The organism is Caballeronia telluris (assembly GCF_001544495.1).
Lineage (GTDB): Bacteria > Pseudomonadota > Gammaproteobacteria > Burkholderiales > Burkholderiaceae > Caballeronia > Caballeronia telluris.
This window is the reverse complement of the sequence record NZ_FCNZ02000014.1, coordinates 108,581-133,532: the sequence shown is the minus strand read 5'-3', so window position 1 is coordinate 133,532 and position 24,952 is coordinate 108,581. Positions and strand designations below refer to the sequence as shown.

Sequence of the window (24,952 nt, the reverse complement as noted above, 5' to 3'; positions counted from 1 at the left end):
AATCAGTGTGAAGGGCGCGCAACGAAAGGCGTCACGACGAAGCCATGCGCTGCATCGCATCGCGCGCGGCGGCGTCGATCAGCAAGGGCTCAAGCGTATAGCCCGCCGCGCGCCAGGCTGCGAGACCGCCCGCGAGCGGCGCGACATCGGCGAAGCCATGCGCCTTCAGTTCTTCGCTGGCTAACGCCGCCGAGATCTCGTTGGGACAGTCGCAATACATCACGAGCTTGCGGTTGCGCGCAAGCGCGGCGAGTTGCGGCACGACGTCGCCATCGCGCAGCGTGAGCGCGCCGGGAATCACGAACGGATCGACCGCGCGTCCCATCTCGCGGCGCACGTCGACGATTACCGGCGGCGGCTCGCGTTCGAGCAGCGCGCGCAGCTCGGCGATGTCGATGCGTGTCATGCGCAGGCGCCGGATCAGCGTCATGCGGCGCCACCAGCGCGCGGCGACATAGACCGCGAGCGCCACGCCGACGACCGCGATCGCGCCGCGTCCGAGCCAGTCGAGCCACGCGAGGATCGTATCGACGGCGGTGGCGAACATCGTCCCGAGCGCGACGCCGAGCACGGCCCAGAGCGCGCAGCCGATCGCATCGTAGAACAGGAACGTGACGAAGCTGACGCCCGTCGCGCCCGCCACGGGAATCGCGAGCGTCGAAAGGCCGGGGATGAACTTCGACACGGTCAGGACGCGCACGCCGAAACGTCCGAAGAAGTCGAGGCTGCGCGCGACGCAGGTATCGCGCGACATCGAGAGCTTGCAGAGCAAGCGCAGCACGCGCGAGCCATAGCGCTGGCCGAGCCAGAACCAGAGGATGTCGCCGATCAGCGCGGCCCCGACCGCGACCGCGACGATGGCGATCAAGGGCAATTGAGGAAGCCACGCAAAGGGTGAAACGGGGCCTTGACCGAGGCTCGCGGCGGCGGTGATCGCACCCGTCAAAACCAAGGTGGGCAAGGCCGGAAGGGGTAATCCCAACGACTCCAGGAGAACGTTGGCAAAAACCAACGGCAATCCGTATTCGACGATCAGCTCACGTAGCATGGACTGGACCCCGGGACAAAACGGCTTCCAAAAGGCAAAACGGGCTCAAAAATTAAGGGTAAATCTTTGAAACCCTTATCCTGATTGGGTTTGCGCTGCGTTATGATACCAAGCGCCGGATGGAGAGACGGCAGTACGGGCATGGTGTGGAGCGCGAAGCCAGATTAGCGGCCGGGGACGCCGGGATGCCGCTACCACTCGACTGCATGGCCCGCGCACGTATAATCGGCGCGTTCGCGCTGTTCGTGTCAACCTAAACTGATAAAGGAACCTTAATGAACAAACAGGAACTGATCGACGCCGTGGCCGCTCAGACCGGCGCCAGCAAGGCCCAAACCGGCGAAACGCTGGACACGCTGCTCGAAGTGATCAAGAAGGCTGTATCGAAGGGTGACGCGGTGCAGTTGATCGGCTTCGGCAGCTTCGGCTCGGGCAAGCGCGCAGCGCGCACCGGCCGTAATCCGAAGACCGGCGAATCCATCAAGATTCCGGCGGCCAAGACCGTCAAGTTCACGGCTGGCAAGGCGTTCAAGGACGCAGTGAACAAGCGCTAAGGTCTATTGCCGATCGTCGGCGACCGGCTGTCGGTTGACTGACCGGGCCGCCCTGACGGGCGCCAGGCAGCACGTTGTACCCGTTGGAAATGACCCGCCGCAGCCGGCGGGTTTTTTTTGCTTGGCGAATCGAATCGAATCGAATCGCAGCGCAAGCGCCTAGTGCACGTGATGACCGCAATCGCAGTCGTCGCCGTGATCATGATCATGTTCGTCGATGTCCCATGAAGGGAACGGGTCGGCGAACTGCTTCCATCCCTCGGGCCCGAGCGCCCATTCTTCGTCGGTGAGCAGGCAGGCGTCGAACTTGTCGTGCCACGCGTACTTGTCCAGATCGATGCCGATCAACACCAGTTCCTGACGACGGTCGCCGACTGTCATGTCGTCGGGGTCGCCGTGCCAGTCGGCGACGATTTCCGCCTCCAGTTCCGCATCGCCCGTCGGCCATTCGCTGCGGTCCTGCGCCGCCCACCAGATGCCCGCCGGGTCCTGACGGCATACGCCACCCGCCTGCGACAGCGAGCCGCCGACATCGTTGCGCGTCGCGAGCCAGAAGAAGCCCTTCGCGCGCAACACGTGCGGCCATTCTTCGTTCAGAAGCGCCCACAACCGTACGGGATGAAACGGCCGGCGCGCGCGATACACGAGATGCGCGACGCCGGTCTGCGCGGCTTCGGGGTCCTCGTCGAGCTGATCGTGCAGCGTCATGAGCCAGCCGGCAGCGCTCGCGGTTTCGTCGAAATCGAAGCGCTCGGTGTTCACGACCTCCCTCACCGGCACATCGGCGTAGCGCGCGTCGATCAACACGGCGCGCGGGTTCAGCGCGTGCAGGACGTGCCTGAGCCGCGCCAGCGCTTCGGCCGTGACGAGATCGGTCTTGTTCAAGACGATCACATCGCAGAATTCCACCTGCTCGACGAGCACCTCGACCACCGTGCGATCGTCGTCTGCATCGTGATCCGCGTCGCGCTCGACGAGCGAACCCGTGTGTGCGTAGTCGCGCAGAAAGCTCGATGCATCGACGACGGTCACCATCGTGTCGAGGCGTGCGATGTCCTGGAACGCGACTTCGCCTTCGCTCTCGGCAAGCGCGAGATGTTCGGCGACGCGAATCGGATCCGTCGCGCCCGACAACTCGACGACGATTGCATCGAAACGGCCTTCTGCGGCGAGCCGTTCGATCGTGGCGGCGAGATCGTCGGAGAGGACATGGCGCTCGCATCCTTCCGACATCTCGGCGTGTCCGGCGTCGCCCCGGTCGCTGACGATGGCAGCGATTCGCAGTCCCTCGCCGTTGGTGAGCAGGTGATTCAGGAGCGTGGTTTTGCCCGCGCCGAAGAATCCGGACAGCACGGTGACTGGCAATGGCAGAGAGTTCATCACGATGAGGGAAGTGAAAGTGGGGCAAAGGCGCGCAGGGTCGACGCGTGGCGTCGCCGGGCGCGAGCGCGGTCAGGGCTCGACGAGGGAATTGTGCATCAAAACGCGGGTGGCGCCGTCGCCTGCAACAGCGCAATCTCCCGAAGGCCGTTGCGGCCTTTCAGCGCGAAGCCTGGAGCAGCTTCCAGCGGCTCAGGATGTCGATGATCTGGCGGGAGTACTTGTCGCGCAGCGCGGGCGTCTCGGAATGATAGGCGCCGACGGCCTGCCAGGTATTGCCGTACTTGTTCATCTTCTGGCGCAGATGCCATGCGGCGACGTAGACGCTCTTGCACGGCTCCATCAGCGTGCCGCTCGAAATGCCGTACTGCGAAAGCGTGTTCAGATGGATCGAGTTGATCTGCATCAGACCGTAGTCGGTCGAACCGTTGGCGTTCTTGTTGATGGCATCGGGCTTGTTGTGCGATTCCTGCCACGCGATGGCGCGCAAAATGAGCGGATTGACCTTCTGATACTTGGCGGCTTCGTCGAAACAGTCCGCGTGCGCGGAAGCCGCCGCCATCCAGGCACCGAAGCCGATCGCAAACCATCGCAGGAATTTTTTCATCGTATTTCCATTCACTCGCCCGCTCGGAGCGCAACATCATCTCTTGCCGCACGGAGCAACGCCGGGAGCACTCCCGCCGCGCGTTGCGCGCCATCGGGAAAAACCCGCCTCGACAGCCGCCTCCCGTGAACCGCATCCGCCCGTATCATAACGGCACACTATTGTCTGGATAAGTTAGCCATCAGACATACGCAAGGAGTCGCGCGCCAAAAGCGCCAGGCGGCCGGGGCCGGCGAAGGATAGCCGATACGGCGGAAAAGCGGGTTTGGCGAGGGCCAACTTGTAAACGTCTGAATAATAAGCCCTCCAGAGCGGTTAAAATTCACGCTCTCGGCATAAATGCGTGGCAAATCCGCAAGGCCTTCCATTTGTCTGACGGCAATCTTCGCGGAACCTTGAGAGTTTCGCCGGTTTGGAAGCGGCCGCGCTCAGCCGGTTCATTGTGACAATGCAGACATCAAAAGCTGCTAAGGTTCACGTTTTTAGGATGCGGGCAACGACGGCGGAAACGCCTGAAATCGTTGCCGGCTGGCGCTTTCGGCAGGTTTGACGGCACGTTGCAGCCGGCCTCGGGCAAGATGCGCCCAAGGCCTTGAAATCACACTCCATGAGAAGAAAACGTATGGCACTGCGTCGCACCGCGACGGCACTGCTGGTAGCAGGACTTATCACGGCGCAGATTGCACACGCGCAGGTGACGCTGAATTTCGTCAACGCGGATATCGATCAGGTCGCCCGCGCGATCGGAGCGGCGACCGGCAAGACGATCATCGTCGACCCGCGCGTGAAAGGGCAGTTGAATCTGGTGTCGGAGAATCCGGTCCCGCAAGATCAGGCGCTGAAGACGCTGCAGTCCGCCTTGCGGATGCAGGGCTTCTCGCTCGTGCAGGATCATGGCGTGCTGAAGGTCGTGCCCGAAGCCGACGCGAAGCTGCAGGGCGTGCCGACCTTCGTCGGCGACTCGCCTACCGCGCGCGGCGACCAGGTGATCACGCAGGTCTTCGCGTTGCGCAACGAGTCGGCGAACAACCTGCTGCCGGTGCTGCGCCCGCTCATCTCGCCGAACAACACGATCGCCGCGTATCCCGCCAACAACACGCTCGTCGTGACGGACTACGCCGACAACGTGCGGCGCATCGCCAGCATCATCGCGGGCATCGACACGGCCGCCGGCCGTTCGGTCGATGTCATCCAGCTGAAGAACGCGAACGCGATCGACGTCGCCGACCAGTTGAACAAGCTGCTCGATCCAGGCGCGGTCGGCAGCAACGATGTCACGCTCAAGGTGACCGCCACGCCCGACCCGCGCACCAATTCGCTGATGCTGCGCGCATCGAGCGAAACGCGCCTGCGCGCGGCCAGACAACTCGTGCAGAAGCTCGACTCGCCGACGACTCAACCCGGCAACATGCACGTCGTCGCGCTGCGCAATGCGGACGCCACGCGCCTCGCGAAGACGCTGCGCGGCATGCTGGGCAAGGGCGGCGGCGGCAACGACACGTCGAGCAACACGTCGGGCGGCTCGAACGCGTCCAACGCGTTTAACCAGGGCGGTTCGGCGAACTCGACGGGCATCTCCGGCACGCCGCCGCTGCCGGGCGGATTGTCGGGCAGTTCGGGTTCGGGCTCGGGCAACAACCCGATGTCCGGCGGCGGCACCACGAAGGACAGCGGCTTCTCGAACAACAAGGACAGCGACACGAGCGGCGACCAGCAGCAGGGCGGCATGATCCAGGCCGATTCCGCGACCAATTCGCTGATCATCACCGCGTCCGAGCCGGTTTACCGCAACCTGCGCTCGGTCATCGACCAGCTCGACGCGCGCCGCGCGCAGGTGTACATCGAGGCGCTGATCGTCGAACTCTCGGCGACGACGAGCGCGAATCTCGGCATTCAGTGGCAGGGGTTGCTGATGTCGAACGGCGGCAACAACGCGGTCTACGGCAGTTCGAGCTTCGGTTCCGGCAATTCGAACATCGTCGACCTGACGCTTTCCGGCAACGCGATCGCGCAGAATCCGTCGGCGCTCTCGGGCGCGACCGGGCTGCTCACGCAGGGGCTGAACGTCGGCCTGCTGCACAAGTTCGGCAATTTCTTCGGGCTGGGCGGCCTGTTGCAGGCGCTGTCGACGTCGTCGGACGCGAACATCCTCTCGACGCCTAACCTCATCACGCTCGACAACGAAGAAGCGAAGATCGTCGTCGGCCAGAACGTGCCGGTGGTGACGGGCTCCTACGCGACGCCGACCGCCAACACGGCCACGTCCGTGACGGCGTTCAACACGTTCGACCGGCGCGACGTCGGCGTGACGCTGCACGTGAAGCCGCAGATCACCGATGGCGGCATCCTCAAGCTGCAGCTCTATCAGGAAGATTCCACCGTCGACGCGACGACGACCAACAACCCCGGCGGCGTCACGATCAACACGCGCTCGATCCAGTCGACCATCCTCGCGGACGACGGCGAGATCGTGGTGCTCGGCGGCCTGATGCAGGATCAGTACAACGCGGGCAACAGCAAGATTCCGCTGCTCGGCGACATTCCGTGGATCGGCAGCCTGTTCCGCAGCGAAAACAAGACGCGCACGAAGACCAACCTGATGGTGTTCCTGCGCCCGGTGATCGTGCGCGACCAGGCGACGTCCGGGCAGATCGCGACCACGCGCTACGACTATCTGCGTCAGCAGCAATATGGATCGACGACGGACAACCGCCTTATCCGCGACAAGGACGTGCCGGTGATTCCGCCGCCGCCGCCGGGTCCGAGCCAGGGCGCGGTGCCGGCGCAGAACCTCTTCAACTGGAACGACACGACGCGTTCGCAGAACGGCAGCACGACGCTGCCGCAGGACCCGAACGCCGGACCGGCACCCGGCGTGCCGCCGATGCAGCAGGCACCCCAGGCGCCGCAAGGCCAGCCGCTGACGCCGGGCGCGAACGGCGTGAACAACTACGCGGTGCCGAACAATTCGGCGCCCGGCATGCCGCTCAACGGCGACGCGGGAGCGCGGCCGTGAGCACGACGCTGAACGGCGCGACCGTCACGGGCAGCGGCGTTCCGTCGCCGCTTGCCGCGCGGCTCGTGCCGTACGGCTTCGCGCGCACCGGCCAGATTCTGGTCGCGCATCAGCACGCGGACAGCATCGAAGTCTGGATCAGCGACAAGACCAGCGACGCCGCACTCGCCGAAGTCGCGCGCAATTTCGGCGCGCTCACGATCGTGCGCGTGAAGAGCGACGAACTCGCGGCCGCGATCAATTCGGCGTATGCGCGCAACGACGGCAGCGCGGCGCAGGTGGTCGGCGAAGTGGAAGGCGAGGTCGATCTGTCGCGGCTGATGCAGGACATTCCGGAAGTCGAGGACCTGCTCGAATCGGAAGACGACGCGCCGATCATCCGCATGATCAACGCGCTGCTCACGCAGGCCGCGCGCGAGCAGGCGTCGGACATTCACATCGAGCCGTTCGAGAACGCATCGGTGGTGCGCTTTCGCGTCGACGGCACGCTGCGCGACGTCGTGCGTCCGAAAAAAGCGCTGCACGGCGCGCTGATCTCGCGGATCAAGATCATGGCGCAGCTCGACATCGCGGAAAAGCGGCTGCCGCAGGACGGGCGCATTACGCTGCGCGTCGGCGGCCGTCCGGTCGACGTGCGTGTTTCGACGCTGCCGACCGGCCACGGCGAGCGCGCGGTGTTGCGTCTGCTGGAAAAAGACGCGCAGCGCCTGAATCTCGAAACGCTCGGCATGGCGCGCGACACGCTCGTCCATTTCGACAAGCTGATCGGCCGTCCGCACGGCATCGTGCTCGTGACCGGCCCGACCGGCTCCGGCAAGACGACCACGCTCTACGCCGCGATGTCGCGGCTCGAAACGACCACCACCAACATCATGACGGTGGAAGATCCGATCGAATACGACCTGTCGGGCATCGGCCAGACGCAGGTCAACGAGCGGATTGGCATGACGTTCGCGCGCGCGCTGCGCTCGATCCTGCGGCAGGACCCGGACATCATCATGATCGGCGAAATCCGCGACCTCGAAACGGCGCAGATCGCGGTGCAGGCGTCGCTGACGGGCCACCTCGTGCTAGCGACGCTGCACACGAACGACGCCGCGTCGGCCGTCACGCGTCTCACCGACATGGGCGTCGAGCCGTATCTGCTGGCTTCGTCGCTGCTCGGCGTGCTGGCGCAGCGGCTCGTGCGGCAGTTGTGTCCGGTCTGCAAGGAAGCGCGCGTCGAAAACGGCGTGACGCACTGGCATCCGGTCGGCTGCGATCGTTGCGGTCAGTCGGGTTACTCGGGGCGGCGCGGCGTGTACGAACTGCTGCTGATCGACGACGTCATCCGCCCGCTGATCCACCGCAACGCCGCCGACGCCGACATTCTCGCCGCCGGCCGCGCGCAGGGCATGCGCACGCTGCGCGAGGACGGCGATCGCTGGATCGAATCGGGCGTGAGCTCGCTGGAAGAAGTGCTGCGCGTGACGGGCGGAGATTAGCGCGATGCCGGCTTTCCGTTTCGAAGCGATCGATCAGGCGGGCAAGACCCAAAAAGGCGTGCTCGATGCCGACAGCGCCCGCGCCGCGCGCGGCCACCTGCGCACGCAGGGTTTGACGCCGCTCGTCGTCGAACCGGCGGGCAGCCGCACGCGCGGCGAACGCCAGCAGCGTTTGTCGCTCGGACGGCGGCTGTCGCAGCGCGAGCAGGCCATTCTGACGCGCCAGCTCGCGAGTCTGTTGATCGCAGGATTGCCGCTCGGCGAGACGCTCGCGGTGCTCACCGAGCAGTCGGAACGCGACTACATCCGCGAACTGATGGCCGCGATCCGCGCGGAAGTGCTCGGCGGCCATTCGTTCGCGAACGCGCTCGCGCAGCATCCGAAGGACTTTCCCGAGATTTATCGCGCGCTGGTCGCGGCGGGCGAGCACACCGGCAAGCTCGGACTCGTGCTCTCGCGTCTCGCCGATTACATCGAGCAGCGCAACGCGTTGAAGCAAAAGATCATCCTCGCGTTCACCTATCCGGCGATCGTCACGCTGATCGCGTTCGGCATCGTCACGTTCCTGCTGAGTTACGTGGTGCCGCAGGTCGTCAACGTGTTCGCGAGCACCAAGCAGGCGCTGCCGGTCCTGACCGTCATGATGATGGCGCTCTCCGGTTTCGTGCGAAATTACTGGTGGGCCGTGCTGCTCGGCGTCGTGCTGTTTTCGTGGATCGTCAAGAGCATCCTCGCGCGGCCCGGCCCGCGCATGGCGTTCGACCGGTGGCTCCTTACCGCGCCGCTCATCGGCAAGCTCGTGCGCGGCTACAACACGGTGCGCTTCGCCAGCACGCTCGCGATCCTGACGGCCGCCGGCGTGCCGATCCTGCGCGCGCTGCAGGCGGCGGGCGAAACGCTCAGCAACACGGCGATGCGCGAAAATGTCGACGATGCGATCGTGCGCGTGCGCGAAGGCACGTCGCTGTCGCGCGCGCTCGGCAACACGAAGACGTTTCCGCCGGTGCTCGTGCACCTGATCCGCTCGGGCGAAGCGACCGGCGACGTCACGACGATGCTCGACCGCGCGTCCGATGGCGAAGCGCGCGAACTCGAACGGCGCACGATGTTCCTGACGAGCCTGCTCGAACCGCTCCTGATCCTCGCGATGGGCGGCGTCGTGCTGGTGATCGTGCTGGCGGTGATGCTGCCGATCATCGAACTGAACAACATGGTGCAGTAATGAACGCCCTGCAAACCCGCCTTCTGACGCTGGCCGCGCTGGCCCTTTTCTGCGTGACGATGACTTACTGGGTCGTCACGCTGGGTTCGCGCCAGACCGCACCGCTGCCTGCCGCCGAGGCGACGCGCACGCCGTCGGTCGAACAGGCGGCGACGATTTTCGGCGGCCAGTTGCAGACGCAGGCGAATCAGGACGTGCATCTGTTCGGCATTCTCTCGTTGCAGCACGGCGCGGCCGCGATCGTCAGTTACGGCGGGGAGCCGGCGCGCGCGATCTCGCTCGGCGGGCCGCTCACGCAGGGCGTGAAGATTTCCGAAGTGCGCGCGCGCTCGATCATCATCGACCGCAATGGCGTGAAATCCGAGGTCTTTCTGCCCCAAAACGCGCCCGGCCCGACGATTTATGTGCGCTGACACGATCCCCGTCAAGCCGTTTGAAAGCGGGCGCCGGCCGGACCTATAGAATGCTTTCCTTCCCACGCGCGTGAAGCCGCGCGGGGTGTTTCGCTGGCGCATCGGGCGCCTTCGAACGAACAACATCTTCATCGAAACGAGGTAGTAGTCATGCAAATGTGGACGAAACGCCGCATGGAACTTTCGACGGCGCAGGCACGCCGCCAACGCGGGTTCACGTTGATCGAAATCATGGTGGTGATCGCGATTCTCGGCATTCTCGCCGCGCTCATCGTGCCGAAGATCATGAGCCGTCCGGACGAAGCGCGCCGCGTCGCGGCCAAGCAGGACATCGGCACGATGATGCAGGCGCTCAAGCTGTACCGGCTGGACAACGGCCGTTATCCGACCCAGGAGCAGGGCTTGCGCGCGCTGATCGAAAAGCCGACCAACGATCCGATCCCGAACAACTGGAAGGACGGCGGCTATCTGGAGCGCCTGCCGAACGATCCGTGGGGCGGCCAGTATCAGTACCTGAACCCGGGCGTGCACGGCGAAATCGACGTATTCAGCTACGGCGCCGACAGCAAGGCGGGCGGCGAGGGCAACGACGCCGACGTCGGGTCCTGGCAGTAAGCTTTTGGCGAGCAAGTGTGAGTGAACGGCCGCGACCCATCCGCGTGACAAGAAGCGCGCTCCAGCGAACTGGAGCGCGGCGTACGGCCGGCTTCACACTGCTGGAAATGCTCGTCGTGCTGGTGATCGCGGGCTTGCTCGTGTCGCTCGCTTCGCTGCAACTCACGCGCAATCCGCGCACCGATCTCAACGAAGAAGCGCAACGGCTCGCGCTTCTGTTCGAATCCGCCGGCGACGAAGCGCAGGTTCGCGCGCGGCCGATCGCGTGGCAGCCGGTCAACGGCGGCTTTCGCTTCGACGTGCGCACCGACGACGGCTGGCGTCCCCTGCGCGACGATCTGTTTCGCGCGCGTCGCTGGGAAGGCGGCGTGACGAACGTCGAAATCCAGTTCGCCGGCACCGACAAGTCGGTCGGCCGGCTCGTCTTCGGCACCGAAGCCATCGACGCGCCGATGGAAATCACGCTCGTCTCGGCCGTCGGACGCGCGACGATCGTCGGCAACGGCAACGGCCGCTATCAGGTGCGGTGATGCCAGCGACCAACCGGACCACTTGCCGCGCGAAGTCCCGCGGCTTCACGATGATCGAGGTGCTGGTCGCGCTCGCGATCATCGCGGTGGCGCTCGCCGCGTCGCTGCGCGCGGTCGGGTCGCTCGCGACGGGCGAAGCGGACCTGCATCGGCGGCTGCTCGCCGGCTGGAGCGCGGACAACGAACTCGCGCAGTTGCGGCTCACGCGTGCATGGCCGCCGATTGGCTCGCGCAGCTTCGACTGCTCGCAGGGCAACCTGAAGCTCGTCTGCACGCAGCGCGTTTCCGCGACGCCGAATCCGATTTTCCGCCGCGTCGAGATGTTCGTCGCGATGCCGGGACGTTCCGGCAATCTCGCGCAGATGGTTACGGTGGTGGCGAATGAAACGAATCGTTCGCTCTGAGCGCCGCGCCCGCGCCGGCGGTTTCACGCTGATCGAGATGATGATCGCGATTGCGATTCTCGCGGTGATCGCGGTGCTGTCGTGGCGCGGGCTCGATCAGGTGATCCGCGGCCGCACCACGATCACGAACGCGATGGAGGACGAGCGCGTCGTCGCGCAGTTGTTCGACCAGATGCGCATCGACGCGCGCCAGGCCGCGACCGACGACCAGGCCGGCCAGCCCGCGATTTCGATGGGCGGCAACCGCCTGCAGATCGTGCGCGGCGTGTACACGCCGGGCGGGCCGCCGCGGTTGCAGGTCGTGCGCTACCGGCTGACGGACGGGCGCATCGTGCGTTTTGCGTCGGCGCCGCTTGCGAACGTCGGCGAAGTGCGCCGCGCGCTCTCGGCCGCCGACAGCGCCGACGGCTGGAGCGCCGTGCCGCTGATGGGCGGCGTGGGATCGTTCGCGACGCGCGTCTACGTCACGCAGCAAGGCTGGACGACGCAGATGAGCGACGTGGCGTCGAAGGTGACCGAGAACGACAATAACGTGAAAGTGCCGCAACTCGGTGACGGCCCGCTTCCGCGCTCGGTCACGGGCGTTCAGGTCGCGGTCGGCGCGCATAATTTGCAGGCGCCGATCACGCGCGTGTTCCTCGTCGGAGAATGACGATGCAGGCCAGCAAGCGTTCGAACCAGCAACGCGGCGTCGCGATCATCAGCGCGCTCTTGGTCGTCGCGCTTTCCGCGATTCTCGTCTCGGGCATGCTGTGGCGTCAGGAAGTGCAGATTCGGCGGATCGAGAACCAGCGTCTGCTCGCGCAGGCCAACTGGATTTCGCGCAGCGCGCTCGACTGGACGCGGCTCATCCTGCGCTCGGAGGCGGACACCTCGCCGACGGTGACTTATCTCGGCGGCGTCTGGGGCGTGCCGATCGCGAAGACGCGGCTGTCGGATTTCCTCGGGCAGATCGGCGAAGTGCGGGCGCAGCAGGGCGCGCAGACGTACTTGTCCGGCTCGATCGAGGACGCGCAGGCGAAGTTCAACCTCCGCAACCTCGTGTCGACGCCGACGCCGGGCGTGCTGACGATCAACGTCGAGCAGATCGCGTCGTTCCAGCGGCTCTTGACGCTCCTCGGGCTGAACGGCTCGCTCGCGAAGACGACCGCGCTGCAGATTCGCGCGGGCCTCGCGCAGTCGGCGACGCGGTTTCAGGTGGCGTCGGGGGCGGCGGCTTCGTCGCCGGAAGCGGCGATGGCCGCGATCGCGCAGGGCGGCGGCACGGGCGGCGGCAATTTCACCGACGATCCGGGCCTGAAGGACGCCGACAGCAACGCGCCGGTCGCGCCGTTGCAGGTGATCAGCGTCGATTCGCTGCTCGACGTGCAGGGTTTCACCCCGGAAGCGGTGGAGCGCTTGCGCCAGTTCGTGACCGTGCTGCCGACGACGACCGCCGTCAACATGAACACGGCGCCGCCCGAAGTGATCGCGGCCGTGGTGCCGGGGATGAATCTGTCGCAGGCGCAGGCGTTCGTCGCGCGCCGCGAGACCGTGTTTTTTCACGATGTCGGCAATGTTCAGCTCGCGCTGAACGGGACGGGCGTCAAGGCGAGCTCGATCGATCCGAACCTGCTCGACGTCACGACGCGCTATTTTGTGATTCATGGGCGCGTCGAGCACGAGCGCGCGCAGGTGGATCGCACGACGCTGATTTATCGCGACCCGACGACGCACACGACGCGCGTCGTCTATGTCCGCGACCAGCAATGACTGTTTCACCGCATGTTTGAACGTCCAACGATGAGAGAGAGCGGCCCTTGAGCACACTGATCGTCCAACTTCCGCCGCGCGATCCGGCGGTGCGCTCGGAAGAGTGGCAACTGCCCGAGCTGCCGTTTTTGCTCGTCGACAAGCGCGGCGGGACGCAGCGCACCGGGCGCGCGTCGCTCGGCCTCCTGCCGCGCGCGGGCGCGACGGTGCTGATCGTCGCCGCGCGCGACCTGCTGCTGCTTGCGGCACCGCTGCCGCCCCTCAAGGGGCAGAAGCTGCGGCAGGCGTTGCCGAACGTCGTCGAGGATCAGCTGATCCAGGATCCACAGACCTGCCATATCGCCGTCGATCCGGTTGCGCTCGAAGGCGGCCGGCGCGTGGTCGCGATCATCGACCGCGGCTGGTTCCGCTTCGTGCTGAACGCGTTCGCGTCGAGCGGGCATCGCAACGTCAAAGCCGTGCCGGCGATGCGCTGCCTGCCGCTGACGGCGACGGCCCCGGCCGCGGCGGTGACGCCGGAACCGGGCGACGCCGCCGAGGCGTCACCGCTCCCGCTCGATCCGTTCATCGTCGGCGTGCTCGGCCACGTCGTCTCGACTGCGCCGGCGCTGCTCGGCGAAGTCGCCACGCCGGCCGCCGCGCCTGCCGCGACGGCGGTGGCGACGTCGCCGCTCGTCGAGATCGCGATTGCGCGCGGTGAGCATTCGGCGCTCGGCGAAGGTCTCGCGCTGCCGGCCGCCGCCGTCATGCAGACGCTCGCCGCGCTCGCAGGCGATCATCCGGGCGCGCTCTACACGCTTTCCGATTTGCCCGGCGACGAACCGCGTCTGGCCGCCGCTTCGGCGACGGGCGCGTTCCACGGCGCGCAGGCGCTTCCGTTCGAGCAGTTCGCGCGCAACGCGCTCGCCAGCCGCTTCGATCTGTGCCAGTTCGAGTTTGCCGCGCAGCCGTGGCGCCTCGACCGCGCGACGATGCGGCGCCTGCGCGTGCCGATCGCGCTGGTGGCGGCGTCGGTGATCGTGTCGATCATCGGCGTGAACGCGCAGTGGCTGCAGCTCGCCCGCCAGCGCGACGCGATCCGCGCGCAGGAAACCGAACTGCTGCTCAACGCGTTTCCGAAGACGACGGTCGTCCTCGATGCGCCCGACCAGATGGCGCGGCAGCTCGAACGTCAGAAGGTCGCGGCGGGCGAGCTTTCGCCGACCGACTTTCTGTCGCTGACCGACGGCCTCGCGCGTTCGCTCGGACCGGTGCCGGTGAACGGCATCGCGGCGCTCGACTATCGCGACCGTCGGCTGGAAGTGACGTTCAAGCCCGAAACGAAGGTGGACCCGGACCTGCAAAAGCGCCTCGCGGCGAACGGTTTCTCGGGCAGCATGGACAGCGGCACCGGCAAATGGACGATCAGGAGCGGTCAGTGAAAAAGCAAATCGGCGATTTGTGGGCCGAGTTCTGGGACGGCCGGACTCAGCGCGAAAAGACGCTGCTGATGTGGGGCGGGCTCGCGGTCGGCATCGCGATCGTGTATCTCGTGCTGTGGGCGCCGGCTTACGAGGGACGTGCGCGTCTGCGGGAAAGCCTGCCCGGCATGCAGCGCCAGCTCGCGCAGATGACCGCGCAGGCGAACGAGGCGCGCTCGCTCGCGGGCGTGGTCGAAGGCGTGATGCCGACGGGCCAGGTGCTGAAGGACGCGCTCGCGAAGTCGCTCGCGGACAGCGGCATGCCGCCGACGCAAATCCAGCTCGTCGGCGCGGCAATCCAGATCCAGTTGAAGAACGCGTCGTTTCCAATGTGGACGGCGTGGCTCGACGACGTGCGCCGCCAGTACAAGGTGCAGGTCGCCGAGACGCAAATCCAGGCGCTCAAGCCGGACGGCCAGGTCGATCTGACCGTGTCGCTGCAGCCGGCGAGCGCGAAATGAGGCGGCGCCCATGAGCTACTGGACGCGCCGCGCGCGCGCCGCGCTGCCGATCATCGCGGTGGCGCTGCTGTCGGTGTTTTTCACGCTGCTCGCGATGATGCCGGCCGCCTGGATCGTGCCGCAGTTCTCGAAGACGACGGGCGGCCACGTCAATCTGGTCGATCCCGCCGGATCGCTCTGGCAGGGGTCCGCCTCGCTGATGCTGGCGGCGGGCACGGACGGCAGCGGCGCGACGCTGCTGCCGGGGCGGATCGAATGGACGACGGCCTTCTGGCCGCTCTTCACCGGCCGCGTTCACATGACGATGCGCCAGACGCAGGCGATGCCCGATGCCGTCACGGTCGATGCGACGCTGCGCGGCGCCACGGTGTCGCCGGGCGCGATCGTCGTGCCGGCGGCGCTTCTGAGCGGACTCGGCGCGCCGTTCAACACGCTCGACATCGACGGCGACGTGCGTCTGTCGTGGACCGACTGGCGCGTGTTCGGGCGCAATACGTATGGTCAGCTGGTGGTATCGCTCAACGATATCGGCTCGCGCGTGTCGCGCGTGAAGCCGCTCGGGTCGTACCGGGTGGTATTGCAGGCGCAGGGCGCGTCCGCGACGATCGATCTCTCGACCAGCAAGGGCCCGCTGATGCTCGACGGCCACGGCACGCTTTCGCCGCAGTCGACCGAGTTCCACGGCACGGCGAGCGCCGCGCCGGAAGCCCGCGAAAACCTCGCGGGCCTGCTCAATCTGCTGGGCCGGCACACGGACCCGGATACAGTCGCGCTGGCGTTCGTGCGTTGACGCAATCGAAGGCGCGGTTTCAGAGCCCGTTTCAGAGCCCCATCACGCCCGGCACGCGCCCGTCGGGACCATAGAAGCCCGATTTCGCCGGCGTAACGCGCAGTTCCGCGAGCGCGCGCCGGTTGTATTCCATCCGCGTGCGGATCAGGACGCCGTTGCTGTTGTTTCCCTGCCGCGCGCGCGTGGCGGCGGCCCGCAGCCGGTTCCAGTGATCGACGAGCCGTTCGTCCGCGGCGACCGCCGCTTCCATTCCGGCAAAGCCGGTGGCGAATCCGAGCGCGGCCAGCTGCGCGTCGCGCTGCTGTTCCAGCGCCGCGATCTGCTCGGTCAGTGTGGTTTTCTGCTCGATGATCGGCGGCAGGGCTTCGAGCGGCGAGGCCGCGATCAGCGCCTTTTCTTCAAAGGCCAGGAGCGACTCGAACGCCTCGACGGCGGTGAGTTCATCGATAACAGTGGCAAGCAGGGCGTCTTTCATTGCGACTCGCTTAAACGCTCGACCGCAATCGCGCGGTCAGGGTCAAAAAAGCCGCCCGGCAGCACCGTCATGACGATGCGAGAGCGTCGTGCGTCACCGCGCGCGTCTTGCCGCGCGCGGTGTCGTCACTCGTCTCAGCCGCCGGTCGGCGGGGTTTTCGTTTGCAGCAGATCGCGGGCCGTGCCGAGCATGCCGTCGGCGATCTTGCCCGAGTCGGCCGAGTAGCTGCCGTCGCGAAGCGCGGCCTTGATCGACTCGACTTTCGCCGTATCGACATCGGACGCGTTCGAGGCGCGCAGGTCGGCCGACAAGGGCGACAGGCTCACCGTCGACTGCGGCGTGCTCGCCGTACCCGACTGCTGCGTGGTGCTCACGGCACCTTTTGCATCGCTTTGCGATGCGCGTTGCGTTCCTTCTTGAAGGGCCGCGAGACTGGTGTTGCTATTCGAATCGATTTTCACGATGTGCATTCCCGAACGAGTTGATTCCTTTATCGGCGTGACAGTGTAAAAACTTTAACCTGCCTCGCGTCCCGGAACCACCCCGTCAGGTGCCGTATCGTGCAACGCCTTATCCAGTAAGGCTTTCGCGCATTTGAAACCAGATGCAACAAATTGCAACAAATGCGCGATACCGCTCATTCCGCGCCTTCAGAGCCGGATTTCGACCGTCTGGCTGTCCTTCACGACGCCGGTGATGATCTGTCCGGCGGACGTTTTCACGCGAACCTGCTGGCCGGGCGCGGCGTTGTTCATCACGCTGCCTTCGGCGGAAATGGAGAAGCCGGAGCCGTCGGCGACGACGCGCACGTTCTGCCCGATCGACACCGAGGTCGCGCCGCGCAGCATGTCCGTGCGCAGCGGCAGGCCGGCGGGCACGCGCGAGAGCGCGACGGCGCCGACCGCCTGAGTCGGATCGGTAACGATGGCTTGCGGCATCGAGGTGAGGTCGCCGTCACGGGCGATCAGGTCCGCGGCCGAGAGCACTTCGCCGGGCGCGATGGCGCGCGCGGCGAGGTAGTACGTCGCGTTGATCGAGACGCGCACTTGTAGATAGAGCGTCCAGGGGCGCTCGCCCACGCAGCGCACGCCGACGGTCGTGCGGCCCCACAGGCGGGCGCCGGTCGGCATGAACGGATCGAGCGCCGTGCAGGGGGCGAGGCCGCGCGGGAACACCGGCATCACGGTGATTTCCGGCTTGCCGGGCAGGCCCGCCGCCTGTTGCTGGACGAAGGCCAGCGCAGCTGCGCGGATGGCCTCGCCGTCCTGCGTGGCCTGGGCGTTTGGATGCGGGTTCGGATTCGCGTTTGGATTCGAGTTCGCCACGCTCGCCGTGGCGATGCGCGCGGCGCTCGGCGCAACGCGCGTCGCGACGGGCGCGGCCGCTGCCGCGGCAATCGGCCGCGCCGCACTGGCGTTGGCCGCCGTCGCGGAAAACGCGCTCTCGGGCACGACGACCACGGGCGTCACCGCGCGCGCCGCCGTCACGGACTGCACGCGCGGCAGGCTCGCGGAACCGGCGCCCGGCGCCTGATTGGCGACAACCTGCGGGCTCTTCGCCTCGCCCGGTCCCGGAATCACGATCATGCCGTTTGCGTCCGACATCGTGTCGTCGGCGGCTTCGGCGTGCGCGTCGAGTGCGCGGGCGGCGCTTTGCAGCGCGGCGTCGGCGGCGGTCGCTGCGGACGTGTAGCCGCGCGGACGCGGCGTATTCATCGTCGATACGGCCGCAACGCTCGATACCGCGGGCGCCGCCGCCGTCTCCGACATGCCCGCGTTCTTCGCCATCGCGTTCAGCGCGGCGGGATTCGTCTCGGCGTTGCCGGGAATCATGATGGGCCCGCCTTCCTGCGCGATGGCCTGACCGGCCATGCCGAAAGCGAGCGCGACGCCGCTCGCGAGCGAACGCGCCGACCGGAGCGACCGGCCGGACAGGCGCCCGGCGCGGCGTAAAGCCTTCCCGGCGGCGACAACCCCGGCGTCCGGCCGATGCGAAGCGGACCTGCTCATTACATCTCTCCCTCGGCACAAGCGGCCAAACCAGAACTTCCCGGGTCGTCGAATCCATGCGGCGAATGCGGCGCCCCGGCCACGAGAAGAATTCTAGATACCGGCCGCCGCGCCCAAGCCCCGAATAGAGGCCCGCTTCCCCGGTTATTCGTCTGATTGGATCTTGCGGCGCGCTTCTAATATTCGTGACATGCAAAAAGGTCTCGCGAGCGGCATCGACGCGGGACCGGATGAGGAAACGGTCTAGGAAACGCGAAAGGAGCGACCCGGGATGCTGGACAAACTCGACAAGGAACTGGCTTTCGGCCGCGAAGCGCTCGACGTGCGCGCTTACCGGCAGGAATTGCTGTCGTCGAATATCGCGAACGCCGACACGCCGGGCTACAAGGCCCGCGACGTCGACTTCGCGAGTTCGCTCGCGGGCGCGCTCAAGAAGACGGGCGGCGCGACGGCGGGCACCGCGACATCGAACTCGGCACCGCTCGCGATGGCGCAGCCCGTGAGCGTGTCGAGCGGGATGTCGATGGCGGCGACCGCGGCGGGTCACATGCCCGGCACGACGACGCTCAAGTCCACGGGCGGCTCGGCGGACGACTACGGCCGTCTCGCCTATCGCATTCCGAGCCAGCCCTCGCTCGACGGCAACACGGTCGATCTCGACGCGGAGCGCGTCCAGTTCGCCGACAACGCACTGCACTTCGAAGCCGGCATGACGGTGATCTCGGGGCAGATCAAGTCGATGCTCTCGGCGATCACGTCGAATAGCTGACAGTAAAGGAAGGAAGAAGCCATGCCATCCCTGATGAACATTTTCAACGTTGCCGGCTCGGCGATGTCCGCGCAGGCGCAGCGCCTGAACGTGACCGCGTCGAACCTGGCGAACGCCGACAGCACGACCGGCCCCGACGGCCAGCCGTACAAGGCGAAGCAGGTCGTGTTCGCGGTCGATCCGCTCGGCGGCGCGCGCACGGCGTCGGGCCAGCAGGTCGGCGGCGTGCAGGTGACGGGCGTCATCGACGATCCGACGCCGATGAAGACGAGCTACGACCCGAGCAACCCGGCGGCCAACGCGGACGGCTACGTGACGCTGCCGAACGTCGATCCGGTGCAGGAAATGGTCAACATGATTTCCGCCTCGCGTTCGTATCAGGCGAACGTCGAGACGCTCAATACCGCCAAGCAGCTGATGCTCAAGACCCTGACGATCGGCACCTGAACCCAAGGACAACTCACGTGACTACCAGCACCACGATCGGCAACAACGGCACAGGCGTGTCGCAGACGCTGCTCGACACCATGAACGGCACGTCGTCGTCGTCCTCGACGACCTCGACGACGAGCGCCAAGACCGGCGCGCAATCCGCGTCGGATTTGCAGAACACGTTCCTCACGCTGCTCGTGACGCAGCTGAAGAACCAGGACCCGACCAACCCCGCCGACAGCTCGCAGATGACCTCGCAGCTCGCGCAGATCAACACGGTGACGGGCATCGGCCAGCTGAACACGTCGCTCAGCTCGCTCGCGACGCAGCTTTCCGCGGGCCAGTCGACCCAGGCGGCGCTTTTGATCGGCTCGACCGTGCTGGCTTCGGGCAGCGACGTGACGGTGTCGAGCGGCAAGTCGTCGAGCTTCGGCGTGCAGCTCGCGAACGACGTCAGCGACCTGAACCTCGTCGTGAAGAACTCTGCAGGCCAGATCGTCAACACGATCAAGCTCGGCGCGCAGTCGGCCGGCGTGGTGCCGGTCACCGGCTGGACGCCGACGGACACGACCGGCGCGACGCTGCCGGACGGCAGCTACACGATCACCGCGCAGGGCACGATCAACGGCGTCGCGGCCACCGCGACGACGCTCTCCGCCGCGCAGGTGCAAAGCGTCGTGCAGCAGGCGGACGGCACGCCGGGGCTCAAGCTCGCGAACGGCAAGACCGTCGGGCTGACGAGCGTCGCGTCGATCCTCTAAATCTCATCAACCGAATTTTCGAAATTTCCGAGCGGAGACCGTCATGGGTTACCAACAGGCATTGAGTGGATTGTCGGGCGCATCGAGCGACCTCGACGTCATCGGCAACAACATCGCGAACGCGAACACCGTCGGCTTCAAGCAGGGTTCGGCGCAGTTCGCCGACATGTACGCCAGTTCGATGGCGACGGCCGTCAACAACCAGATCGGCATCGGTTCGCGCCTTTCCGAAGTGCAGCAGCAGTTCTCGCAAGGCACGATCAGCACCACCAACCAGGCGCTCGACGTCGCGATCAACGGCAACGGCTTCTATCAGTTGTCGAGCAACGGTTCGACCGTGTATTCGCGCAACGGCGTGTTCCACCTCGACAACACCGGCAAGATCGTCAACAGCGCCGGCCTGCAACTGATGGGCTACGCGGCGGATTCGAAGGGCGTCGTCAACAGCGCGAGCACCGTGCCGCTGAGCGTGCCGACCTCGAACATCGCGCCCTCGGCGACCACCAAGGTCCAGACGCAGTTCAACCTGAACTCGCAGGACGCGACGCCGACCACGACGCCGTTCGACGCCAACGACGCGAACAGCTACAACACGTCCACCTCGGTGGATGTGTACGACTCGCTCGGCGGCACGCAGAAGGTCTCGGTCTACTTCGTGAAGAACTCGACCGGCTCCTGGGACGCGTACACGGGTTCGGGCGATCCGGTCGCGAACGCCACCAAGATCAGCACGCTCGCCTTCGACAACTCGGGCAACCTGCAATCGGGCGGCAAGGTTTCGTTCTCGATTCCGAACGGCGCGGACGGCGGCGCGACCAACCAGACGATGACGATGGACTTCACGGGCACGACGCAGTACGGCGCGAAGAGCGGCGTGAACAACGTGATCCAGGACGGCTACACGTCGGGCGAACTGACGGGCTTCTCGGTGGGCACCGACGGCACGCTCACCGGCAATTATTCGAACGGCAAGACGCAGGCGCTCGGCCAGATCGCGATCGCCAACTTCAACAACCAGAACGGCCTGCAGAACCTCGGCGGCAACGTGTTCGCGCAGACGTCCGCTTCGGGCGCGCCGCAGGTTTCGGTGCCCGGCTCGACCAACCACGGCATGCTGCAGGGCGGCGCGGTCGAGAATTCGAACGTCGACCTGACGAGCGAACTCGTGAACCTGATCACGGCGCAGCGCAACTATCAGGCGAACGCGCAGACGATCAAGACGCAGCAGACCGTCGACCAGACGCTGATCAACCTGTAACGCAAGCAACAAGCTTCACGGCTGACACGAGAGAGAGTCACACATGGACCGTCTGATCTACACCGCGATGACGGGCGCCGCACAGGCGCTCGAACAGCAGAGCGTGGTCGCCAACAACCTCGCGAACGCATCGACGACGGGCTTCCGCGCGCAACTCGCCGCGTTCCGCTCGGTGCCGATGACGTTCGAGAACGAGTCGGCGGATGGCACGACGCGCAGCTTCGTGCTGTCGTCGACGCCCACGGCGGACTACACGCCGGGCCCGATCCAGCAGACCGGCAATCCGCTCGACGTCGCGGTCCAGGGTCCGGGCTGGCTCTCCGTGCAGGCCGCCGACGGCAGCGAGGCGTACACGCGCGCCGGCAACCTGCACGTCGACCAGAACGGCCAGCTCGTCACGGCGAACAACCTGCCGGTGCTCGGCAACGGCGGTCCGCTCTCGATTCCGCCGGGGGCGCAGGTGACGATCGGCAAGGACGGCACCGTCTCCACGCTGATGCCGGGCGACCCGCCGACCGCGATTGCGATCGTCGATCAGCTGAAGCTCGTGAACCCGGATTCGTCGACGCTCTCGCGCAGCGACGACGGCCTCTTTCGCACCGCCGGCGGCGACCCGGCCGACGCCGATCCGAGCGTCGTGGTGGCGCCGGCATCGCTCGAAGGCAGCAACGTGAACCCGGTCGCCGCGATGGTCTCGATGATCACCAACGCGCGGCAGTTCCAGATGCAGACGAAGCTGATGGAATCGGCGGACCAGAACGAGCAGTCGGCCAACAAGCTGCTCAACTTCAGCAACTGACAGACGCAGCGCACACAGGACATAACGCAACATGAACCGCTCTCTTTATATCGCCGCGACTGGCATGAACGCGCAGCAGTCGCAGATGGACGTGATTTCGAACAACCTCGCCAACGTGAGCACCAACGGCTTCAAGGGCTCGCGCGCGGTGTTCGAAGACCTGCTGTACCAGACCGTCCGCCAGCCGGGCGCGAACTCGACGCAGCAGACCGAACTCGCGTCCGGCAGCCAGCTCGGCACCGGCGTGCAGCAGGTCGCGACCGAGCGTCTCTACACGCAGGGCAACCTTCAGCAGACCGGCAACTCGAAAGACGTCGCGATCAACGGCCAGGGCTTCTTCCAGGTGACGATGCCCGACGGCACGACCTCCTACACGCGCGACGGCTCGTTCCAGACCAACTCGCAGGGCCAGCTCGTGACGTCGAGCGGCTATCAGGTCAGCCCGGCGATCACGATCCCGCAGAACGCGACGTCGGTCACGATCGGCTCCGACGGCACCGTCTCGATCACGCAGCAGGGCAGCACGGCGAGCGTGCAGGTCGGCGCGATCCAGGTCGCGACCTTCATCAACCCGGCCGGCCTCAATGCGCGCGGCGAAAACCTGTTCTCCGAGACGGGCTCGTCGGGCGCGCCGAACGTGACGCAACCGGGCCTGAACGGCGCCGGCTCGTTGCAGCAGGGTTACGTGGAAGCGTCGAACGTGAACGTCGTGCAGGAACTGGTCAACATGATCCAGACCCAGCGCGCGTACGAGATCAACAGCAAGGCCGTGACCACCTCGGACCAGATGCTGCAGACGCTTTCCCAGATGCAGGTTTAAGGCTCGCCGGTTTCGAGCCTCGCAAGATCAGACGGACCATCAAGATGTCGCTTACTTTTTTCCTTGCCCGCGCTGCGCGCCGTACTGCGCGTCTCGCCCCGGCGCTCGCGCTCGGCGCGGCGCTCGCCGCGTGCGGCCTCGTGCCGAAGGAGCCGATCGTGCAGCAGCCGATGACGGCCCGCCCGCCCGCGCCGCCCGCGAATACGCAGAGCCCCGGCGCGATCTACAACGCGGGCTATGCCGGCCGGCCGCTCTTCGAAGACCAGCGTCCGCGCAATGTCGGCGACATCCTGACCATCGTGATCTCGGAAAACGTGAACGCCACAAAGTCGTCGGCGGCGAACACGAACCGCGCGAGCAATGCCGGCTTCGGCGTGCCGGTCTCGCCGGGCATCTTCGGCGGCCTGTTCAACAACACCAACCTGACGGCGACGGGCGCGAACAAGTTCACCGCGACGGGCGGCGCGAGCGCGGCCAACACGTTCAGCGGCACGCTGACCGTGACGGTCACGGGCGTCCTGCCGAACGGCAACCTGATGGTGAGCGGCGAAAAGCAGATGCTCATCAACCAGGGCAACGAATTCGTGCGCTTCTCCGGCGTCGTCAACCCGACGACCATCTCCGGCAGCAACACGGTCTTCTCGACGCAGGTCGCGGACGCGAAGATCGAGTACTCGGCGAAGGGCTATATCGACGAAGCGCAGAACATGGGCTGGCTGCAGCGCTTCTTCCTCAACCTGGCGCCGTTCTGATCATGAACATTCTCACCCGACTTCTCGCCGTGCCACTCGCCGCGCTCGCCGTGGCCGCCGCATTGCCCGAACCGGCGCATGCCGAACGCCTGAAGGACCTCGTGTCGTTCCAGGGCGTGCGCGACAACCCGCTGATCGGCTATGGCCTGATCGTGGGCCTCGACGGCACCGGCGACCAGACGATGCAGACGCCCTTCACCACGCAGAGCCTGACCAACATGCTCGGCAACCTCGGCATCACGCTGAACTCGGCGAGCACGCAGAACATGCAGTTGAAAAACGTCGCCGCCGTGATGGTGACGGCGACGCTGCCGCCGTTCGCGCGTCCCGGCGAAGCGATCGACGTGACGGTTTCGTCGCTCGGCAACGCGAAAAGCCTGCGCGGCGGCACGCTCCTGATGGCGCCGTTGAAGGGCGCCGACGGCCAGGTCTACGCGATGGCGCAGGGCAACCTCGTCGTCGGCGGCGCCGGCGCGAGCGCGAACGGCAGCAAGGTGCAGGTGAACCAGCTCGCGGTCGGGCGCATTTCGGGCGGCGCGATCGTCGAGCGCGCCGTGCCGAACGCCATCACGCAGGCAGGCGGCACGATGCAGATGGAGCTGCGCGAGATGGATTTCGACACGACGCAGAAGATCGTCGCCGCGGTGAACAACCAGTTCGGCATGGGCACGGCGCTCGCGCTCGACGGCCGCACGATCCAGTTGCGCGCCCCGGCCGACGCGTCCGAACAGGTGTCGTTCATGGCGCAGTTGCAGAATATCGACGTGAAGCCGTCGCAGGCCGCCGCGAAGGTTATCCTGAACGCGCGCACCGGTTCGATCGTGATGAATCAGATGGTGACGCTGCAGAGCTGCGCGGTGGCGCACGGCAACCTGTCGGTTGTCATCAATACGCAGACGGCGGTGAGCCAGCCGGGCGCGTTCTCGAACGGCCAGACCGTGGCGGCGAAGCAGTCGCAGATCCAGTTGAAGCAGGACAGCGGCGCGCTCAAGTTGTTGTCGGCGGGCGCGAATCTCGCGGATGTCGTGAAGGCGCTCAACGCGCTCGGCGCGACGCCGGCTGACCTGATCTCGATTCTGCAATCGATGAAAGCGGCGGGCGCTCTGCGCGCCGACCTCGAAATCATTTAAGGACGACAGCG

27 protein-coding genes are annotated in these 24,952 nt (G+C 66.2%); 21 read left to right on the top strand and 6 right to left on the bottom strand.

Translation table 11 applies throughout. The features are described from left to right. Window positions 1-31: 31 nt before the first annotated feature. Entirely contained in the window at window positions 32-1,048 is a 1,017-nt protein-coding gene (locus AWB66_RS19235; protein ID WP_087631765.1) for a VTT domain-containing protein, read from the bottom strand. 275 nt (window positions 1,049-1,323) lie between these two features. Here AWB66_RS19235 and AWB66_RS19230 point away from each other — a divergent pair, with 275 nt between their 5' ends. Continuing rightward, entirely contained in the window at window positions 1,324-1,602 is a 279-nt protein-coding gene (locus AWB66_RS19230; RefSeq protein ID WP_008352404.1) for an HU family DNA-binding protein, read from the top strand. A 159-nt stretch (window positions 1,603-1,761) separates the two neighbouring features. On the opposite strand, the gene AWB66_RS19225 is transcribed toward AWB66_RS19230, so the two are convergent. Further along, window positions 1,762-2,982 carry a GTP-binding protein gene (locus AWB66_RS19225; RefSeq protein ID WP_087631764.1) on the bottom strand — a complete coding sequence of 407 codons (1,221 nt, stop codon included), beginning with the start codon at window positions 2,980-2,982 and terminating at the stop codon, window positions 1,762-1,764. A 160-nt stretch (window positions 2,983-3,142) separates the two neighbouring features. Then, complete coding sequence (locus AWB66_RS19220) at window positions 3,143-3,589, bottom strand: lytic transglycosylase domain-containing protein (protein WP_087631763.1); 447 nt, start codon at window positions 3,587-3,589, stop codon at window positions 3,143-3,145. Window positions 3,590-4,211: 622 nt separating this feature from the next. On the opposite strand from AWB66_RS19220, the gene gspD reads away from it, so the two are divergent. The 12 genes from gspD (at window position 4,212) to AWB66_RS19160 (ending at window position 15,736) form a co-directional block, all read left to right on the top strand. Continuing rightward, entirely contained in the window at window positions 4,212-6,605 is a 2,394-nt protein-coding gene (gene gspD / locus AWB66_RS19215) for a type II secretion system secretin GspD (RefSeq protein WP_087631762.1), read from the top strand. Then, window positions 6,602-8,089, top strand: coding sequence for a type II secretion system ATPase GspE (gspE, locus tag AWB66_RS19210; protein ID WP_235021168.1), 1,488 nt, complete (start codon window positions 6,602-6,604; stop codon window positions 8,087-8,089). Before gspD ends, gspE begins: the two co-directional genes overlap by 4 nt. 4 nt (window positions 8,090-8,093) lie before the next feature. Continuing rightward, a complete protein-coding gene (gene gspF / locus AWB66_RS19205; RefSeq protein WP_087631761.1) occupies window positions 8,094-9,311 on the top strand; it encodes a type II secretion system inner membrane protein GspF in 1,218 nt (405 codons plus the stop codon). Continuing rightward, window positions 9,311-9,724, top strand: a complete 414-nt coding sequence (locus AWB66_RS19200; RefSeq protein WP_087631760.1) for a general secretion pathway protein GspC — start codon at window positions 9,311-9,313, stop codon at window positions 9,722-9,724. Before gspF ends, AWB66_RS19200 begins: the two co-directional genes overlap by 1 nt. 150 nt (window positions 9,725-9,874) lie before the next feature. After that, window positions 9,875-10,339 carry a type II secretion system major pseudopilin GspG gene (gene gspG, locus AWB66_RS19195; RefSeq protein WP_087631759.1) on the top strand — a complete coding sequence of 155 codons (465 nt, stop codon included), beginning with the start codon at window positions 9,875-9,877 and terminating at the stop codon, window positions 10,337-10,339. Window positions 10,340-10,377: 38 nt separating this feature from the next. Next, a complete protein-coding gene (locus tag AWB66_RS19190; RefSeq protein WP_407642300.1) occupies window positions 10,378-10,869 on the top strand; it encodes a GspH/FimT family pseudopilin in 492 nt (163 codons plus the stop codon). Continuing rightward, the gene (gene gspI, locus AWB66_RS19185; protein ID WP_087631758.1) at window positions 10,869-11,273 is read left to right on the top strand and encodes a type II secretion system minor pseudopilin GspI; all 405 of its coding nucleotides are present in this window, start codon (window positions 10,869-10,871) and stop codon (window positions 11,271-11,273) included. The genes AWB66_RS19190 and gspI overlap by 1 nt, the downstream gene beginning before the upstream one ends. After that, a complete protein-coding gene (locus tag AWB66_RS19180; protein ID WP_087631757.1) occupies window positions 11,251-11,925 on the top strand; it encodes a prepilin-type N-terminal cleavage/methylation domain-containing protein in 675 nt (224 codons plus the stop codon). Before gspI ends, AWB66_RS19180 begins: the two co-directional genes overlap by 23 nt. After that, window positions 11,922-13,025, top strand: a complete 1,104-nt coding sequence (gspK, locus tag AWB66_RS19175; protein ID WP_087631756.1) for a type II secretion system minor pseudopilin GspK — start codon at window positions 11,922-11,924, stop codon at window positions 13,023-13,025. Before AWB66_RS19180 ends, gspK begins: the two co-directional genes overlap by 4 nt. Before the next feature lie 47 nt (window positions 13,026-13,072). Beyond that, window positions 13,073-14,446 carry a type II secretion system protein GspL gene (gspL, locus tag AWB66_RS19170; protein ID WP_087631755.1) on the top strand — a complete coding sequence of 458 codons (1,374 nt, stop codon included), beginning with the start codon at window positions 13,073-13,075 and terminating at the stop codon, window positions 14,444-14,446. After that, a complete protein-coding gene (gspM, locus tag AWB66_RS19165) occupies window positions 14,422-14,946 on the top strand; it encodes a type II secretion system protein GspM (protein WP_407642297.1) in 525 nt (174 codons plus the stop codon). The genes gspL and gspM overlap by 25 nt, the downstream gene beginning before the upstream one ends. Window positions 14,947-14,956: 10 nt before the next feature. After that, window positions 14,957-15,736: a type II secretion system protein N gene (locus AWB66_RS19160; RefSeq protein ID WP_087631753.1), complete on the top strand. Its 780-nt coding sequence runs from the start codon at window positions 14,957-14,959 to the stop codon at window positions 15,734-15,736. 31 nt (window positions 15,737-15,767) lie between these two features. On the opposite strand, the gene AWB66_RS19155 is transcribed toward AWB66_RS19160, so the two are convergent. From AWB66_RS19155 to flgA, 3 genes are all read right to left on the bottom strand, one after another. Beyond that, the gene (locus AWB66_RS19155) at window positions 15,768-16,211 is read right to left on the bottom strand and encodes a flagella synthesis protein FlgN (protein ID WP_087631752.1); all 444 of its coding nucleotides are present in this window, start codon (window positions 16,209-16,211) and stop codon (window positions 15,768-15,770) included. A gap of 134 nt (window positions 16,212-16,345) precedes the next feature. After that, entirely contained in the window at window positions 16,346-16,672 is a 327-nt protein-coding gene (flgM, locus tag AWB66_RS19150) for a flagellar biosynthesis anti-sigma factor FlgM (protein WP_087631834.1), read from the bottom strand. Between the two features lie 189 nt (window positions 16,673-16,861). Continuing rightward, window positions 16,862-18,220 (bottom strand): flagellar basal body P-ring formation chaperone FlgA, encoded by a 1,359-nt coding sequence (gene flgA / locus AWB66_RS19145; protein ID WP_087631751.1) that lies wholly within the window; start codon window positions 18,218-18,220, stop codon window positions 16,862-16,864. Between the two features lie 271 nt (window positions 18,221-18,491). Here flgA and flgB point away from each other — a divergent pair, with 271 nt between their 5' ends. From flgB to AWB66_RS19105, 8 genes are read left to right on the top strand one after another with little or no spacing between them, the layout of a single operon-like run. Beyond that, window positions 18,492-18,989 carry a flagellar basal body rod protein FlgB gene (gene flgB / locus AWB66_RS19140; protein WP_087631750.1) on the top strand — a complete coding sequence of 166 codons (498 nt, stop codon included), beginning with the start codon at window positions 18,492-18,494 and terminating at the stop codon, window positions 18,987-18,989. Window positions 18,990-19,010: 21 nt separating this feature from the next. After that, window positions 19,011-19,436 (top strand): flagellar basal body rod protein FlgC, encoded by a 426-nt coding sequence (gene flgC / locus AWB66_RS19135; RefSeq protein ID WP_044041731.1) that lies wholly within the window; start codon window positions 19,011-19,013, stop codon window positions 19,434-19,436. Between the two features lie 17 nt (window positions 19,437-19,453). Next, window positions 19,454-20,182: a flagellar hook assembly protein FlgD gene (locus tag AWB66_RS19130; RefSeq protein ID WP_087631749.1), complete on the top strand. Its 729-nt coding sequence runs from the start codon at window positions 19,454-19,456 to the stop codon at window positions 20,180-20,182. Window positions 20,183-20,225: 43 nt separating this feature from the next. Continuing rightward, window positions 20,226-21,440, top strand: coding sequence for a flagellar hook protein FlgE (gene flgE / locus AWB66_RS19125; protein ID WP_087631748.1), 1,215 nt, complete (start codon window positions 20,226-20,228; stop codon window positions 21,438-21,440). A gap of 43 nt (window positions 21,441-21,483) precedes the next feature. Beyond that, window positions 21,484-22,239, top strand: a complete 756-nt coding sequence (flgF, locus tag AWB66_RS19120) for a flagellar basal-body rod protein FlgF (protein ID WP_087631747.1) — start codon at window positions 21,484-21,486, stop codon at window positions 22,237-22,239. A gap of 31 nt (window positions 22,240-22,270) precedes the next feature. Beyond that, window positions 22,271-23,059 (top strand): flagellar basal-body rod protein FlgG, encoded by a 789-nt coding sequence (gene flgG / locus AWB66_RS19115; RefSeq protein WP_087631746.1) that lies wholly within the window; start codon window positions 22,271-22,273, stop codon window positions 23,057-23,059. A gap of 44 nt (window positions 23,060-23,103) precedes the next feature. Further along, a complete protein-coding gene (locus AWB66_RS19110; protein ID WP_087631745.1) occupies window positions 23,104-23,811 on the top strand; it encodes a flagellar basal body L-ring protein FlgH in 708 nt (235 codons plus the stop codon). Between the two features lie 2 nt (window positions 23,812-23,813). Further along, on the top strand, window positions 23,814-24,941 hold the full coding sequence (locus tag AWB66_RS19105; RefSeq protein WP_087631744.1) for a flagellar basal body P-ring protein FlgI: 1,128 nt from the start codon (window positions 23,814-23,816) through the stop codon (window positions 24,939-24,941). The last annotated feature ends 11 nt before the right edge of the window (window positions 24,942-24,952 follow it).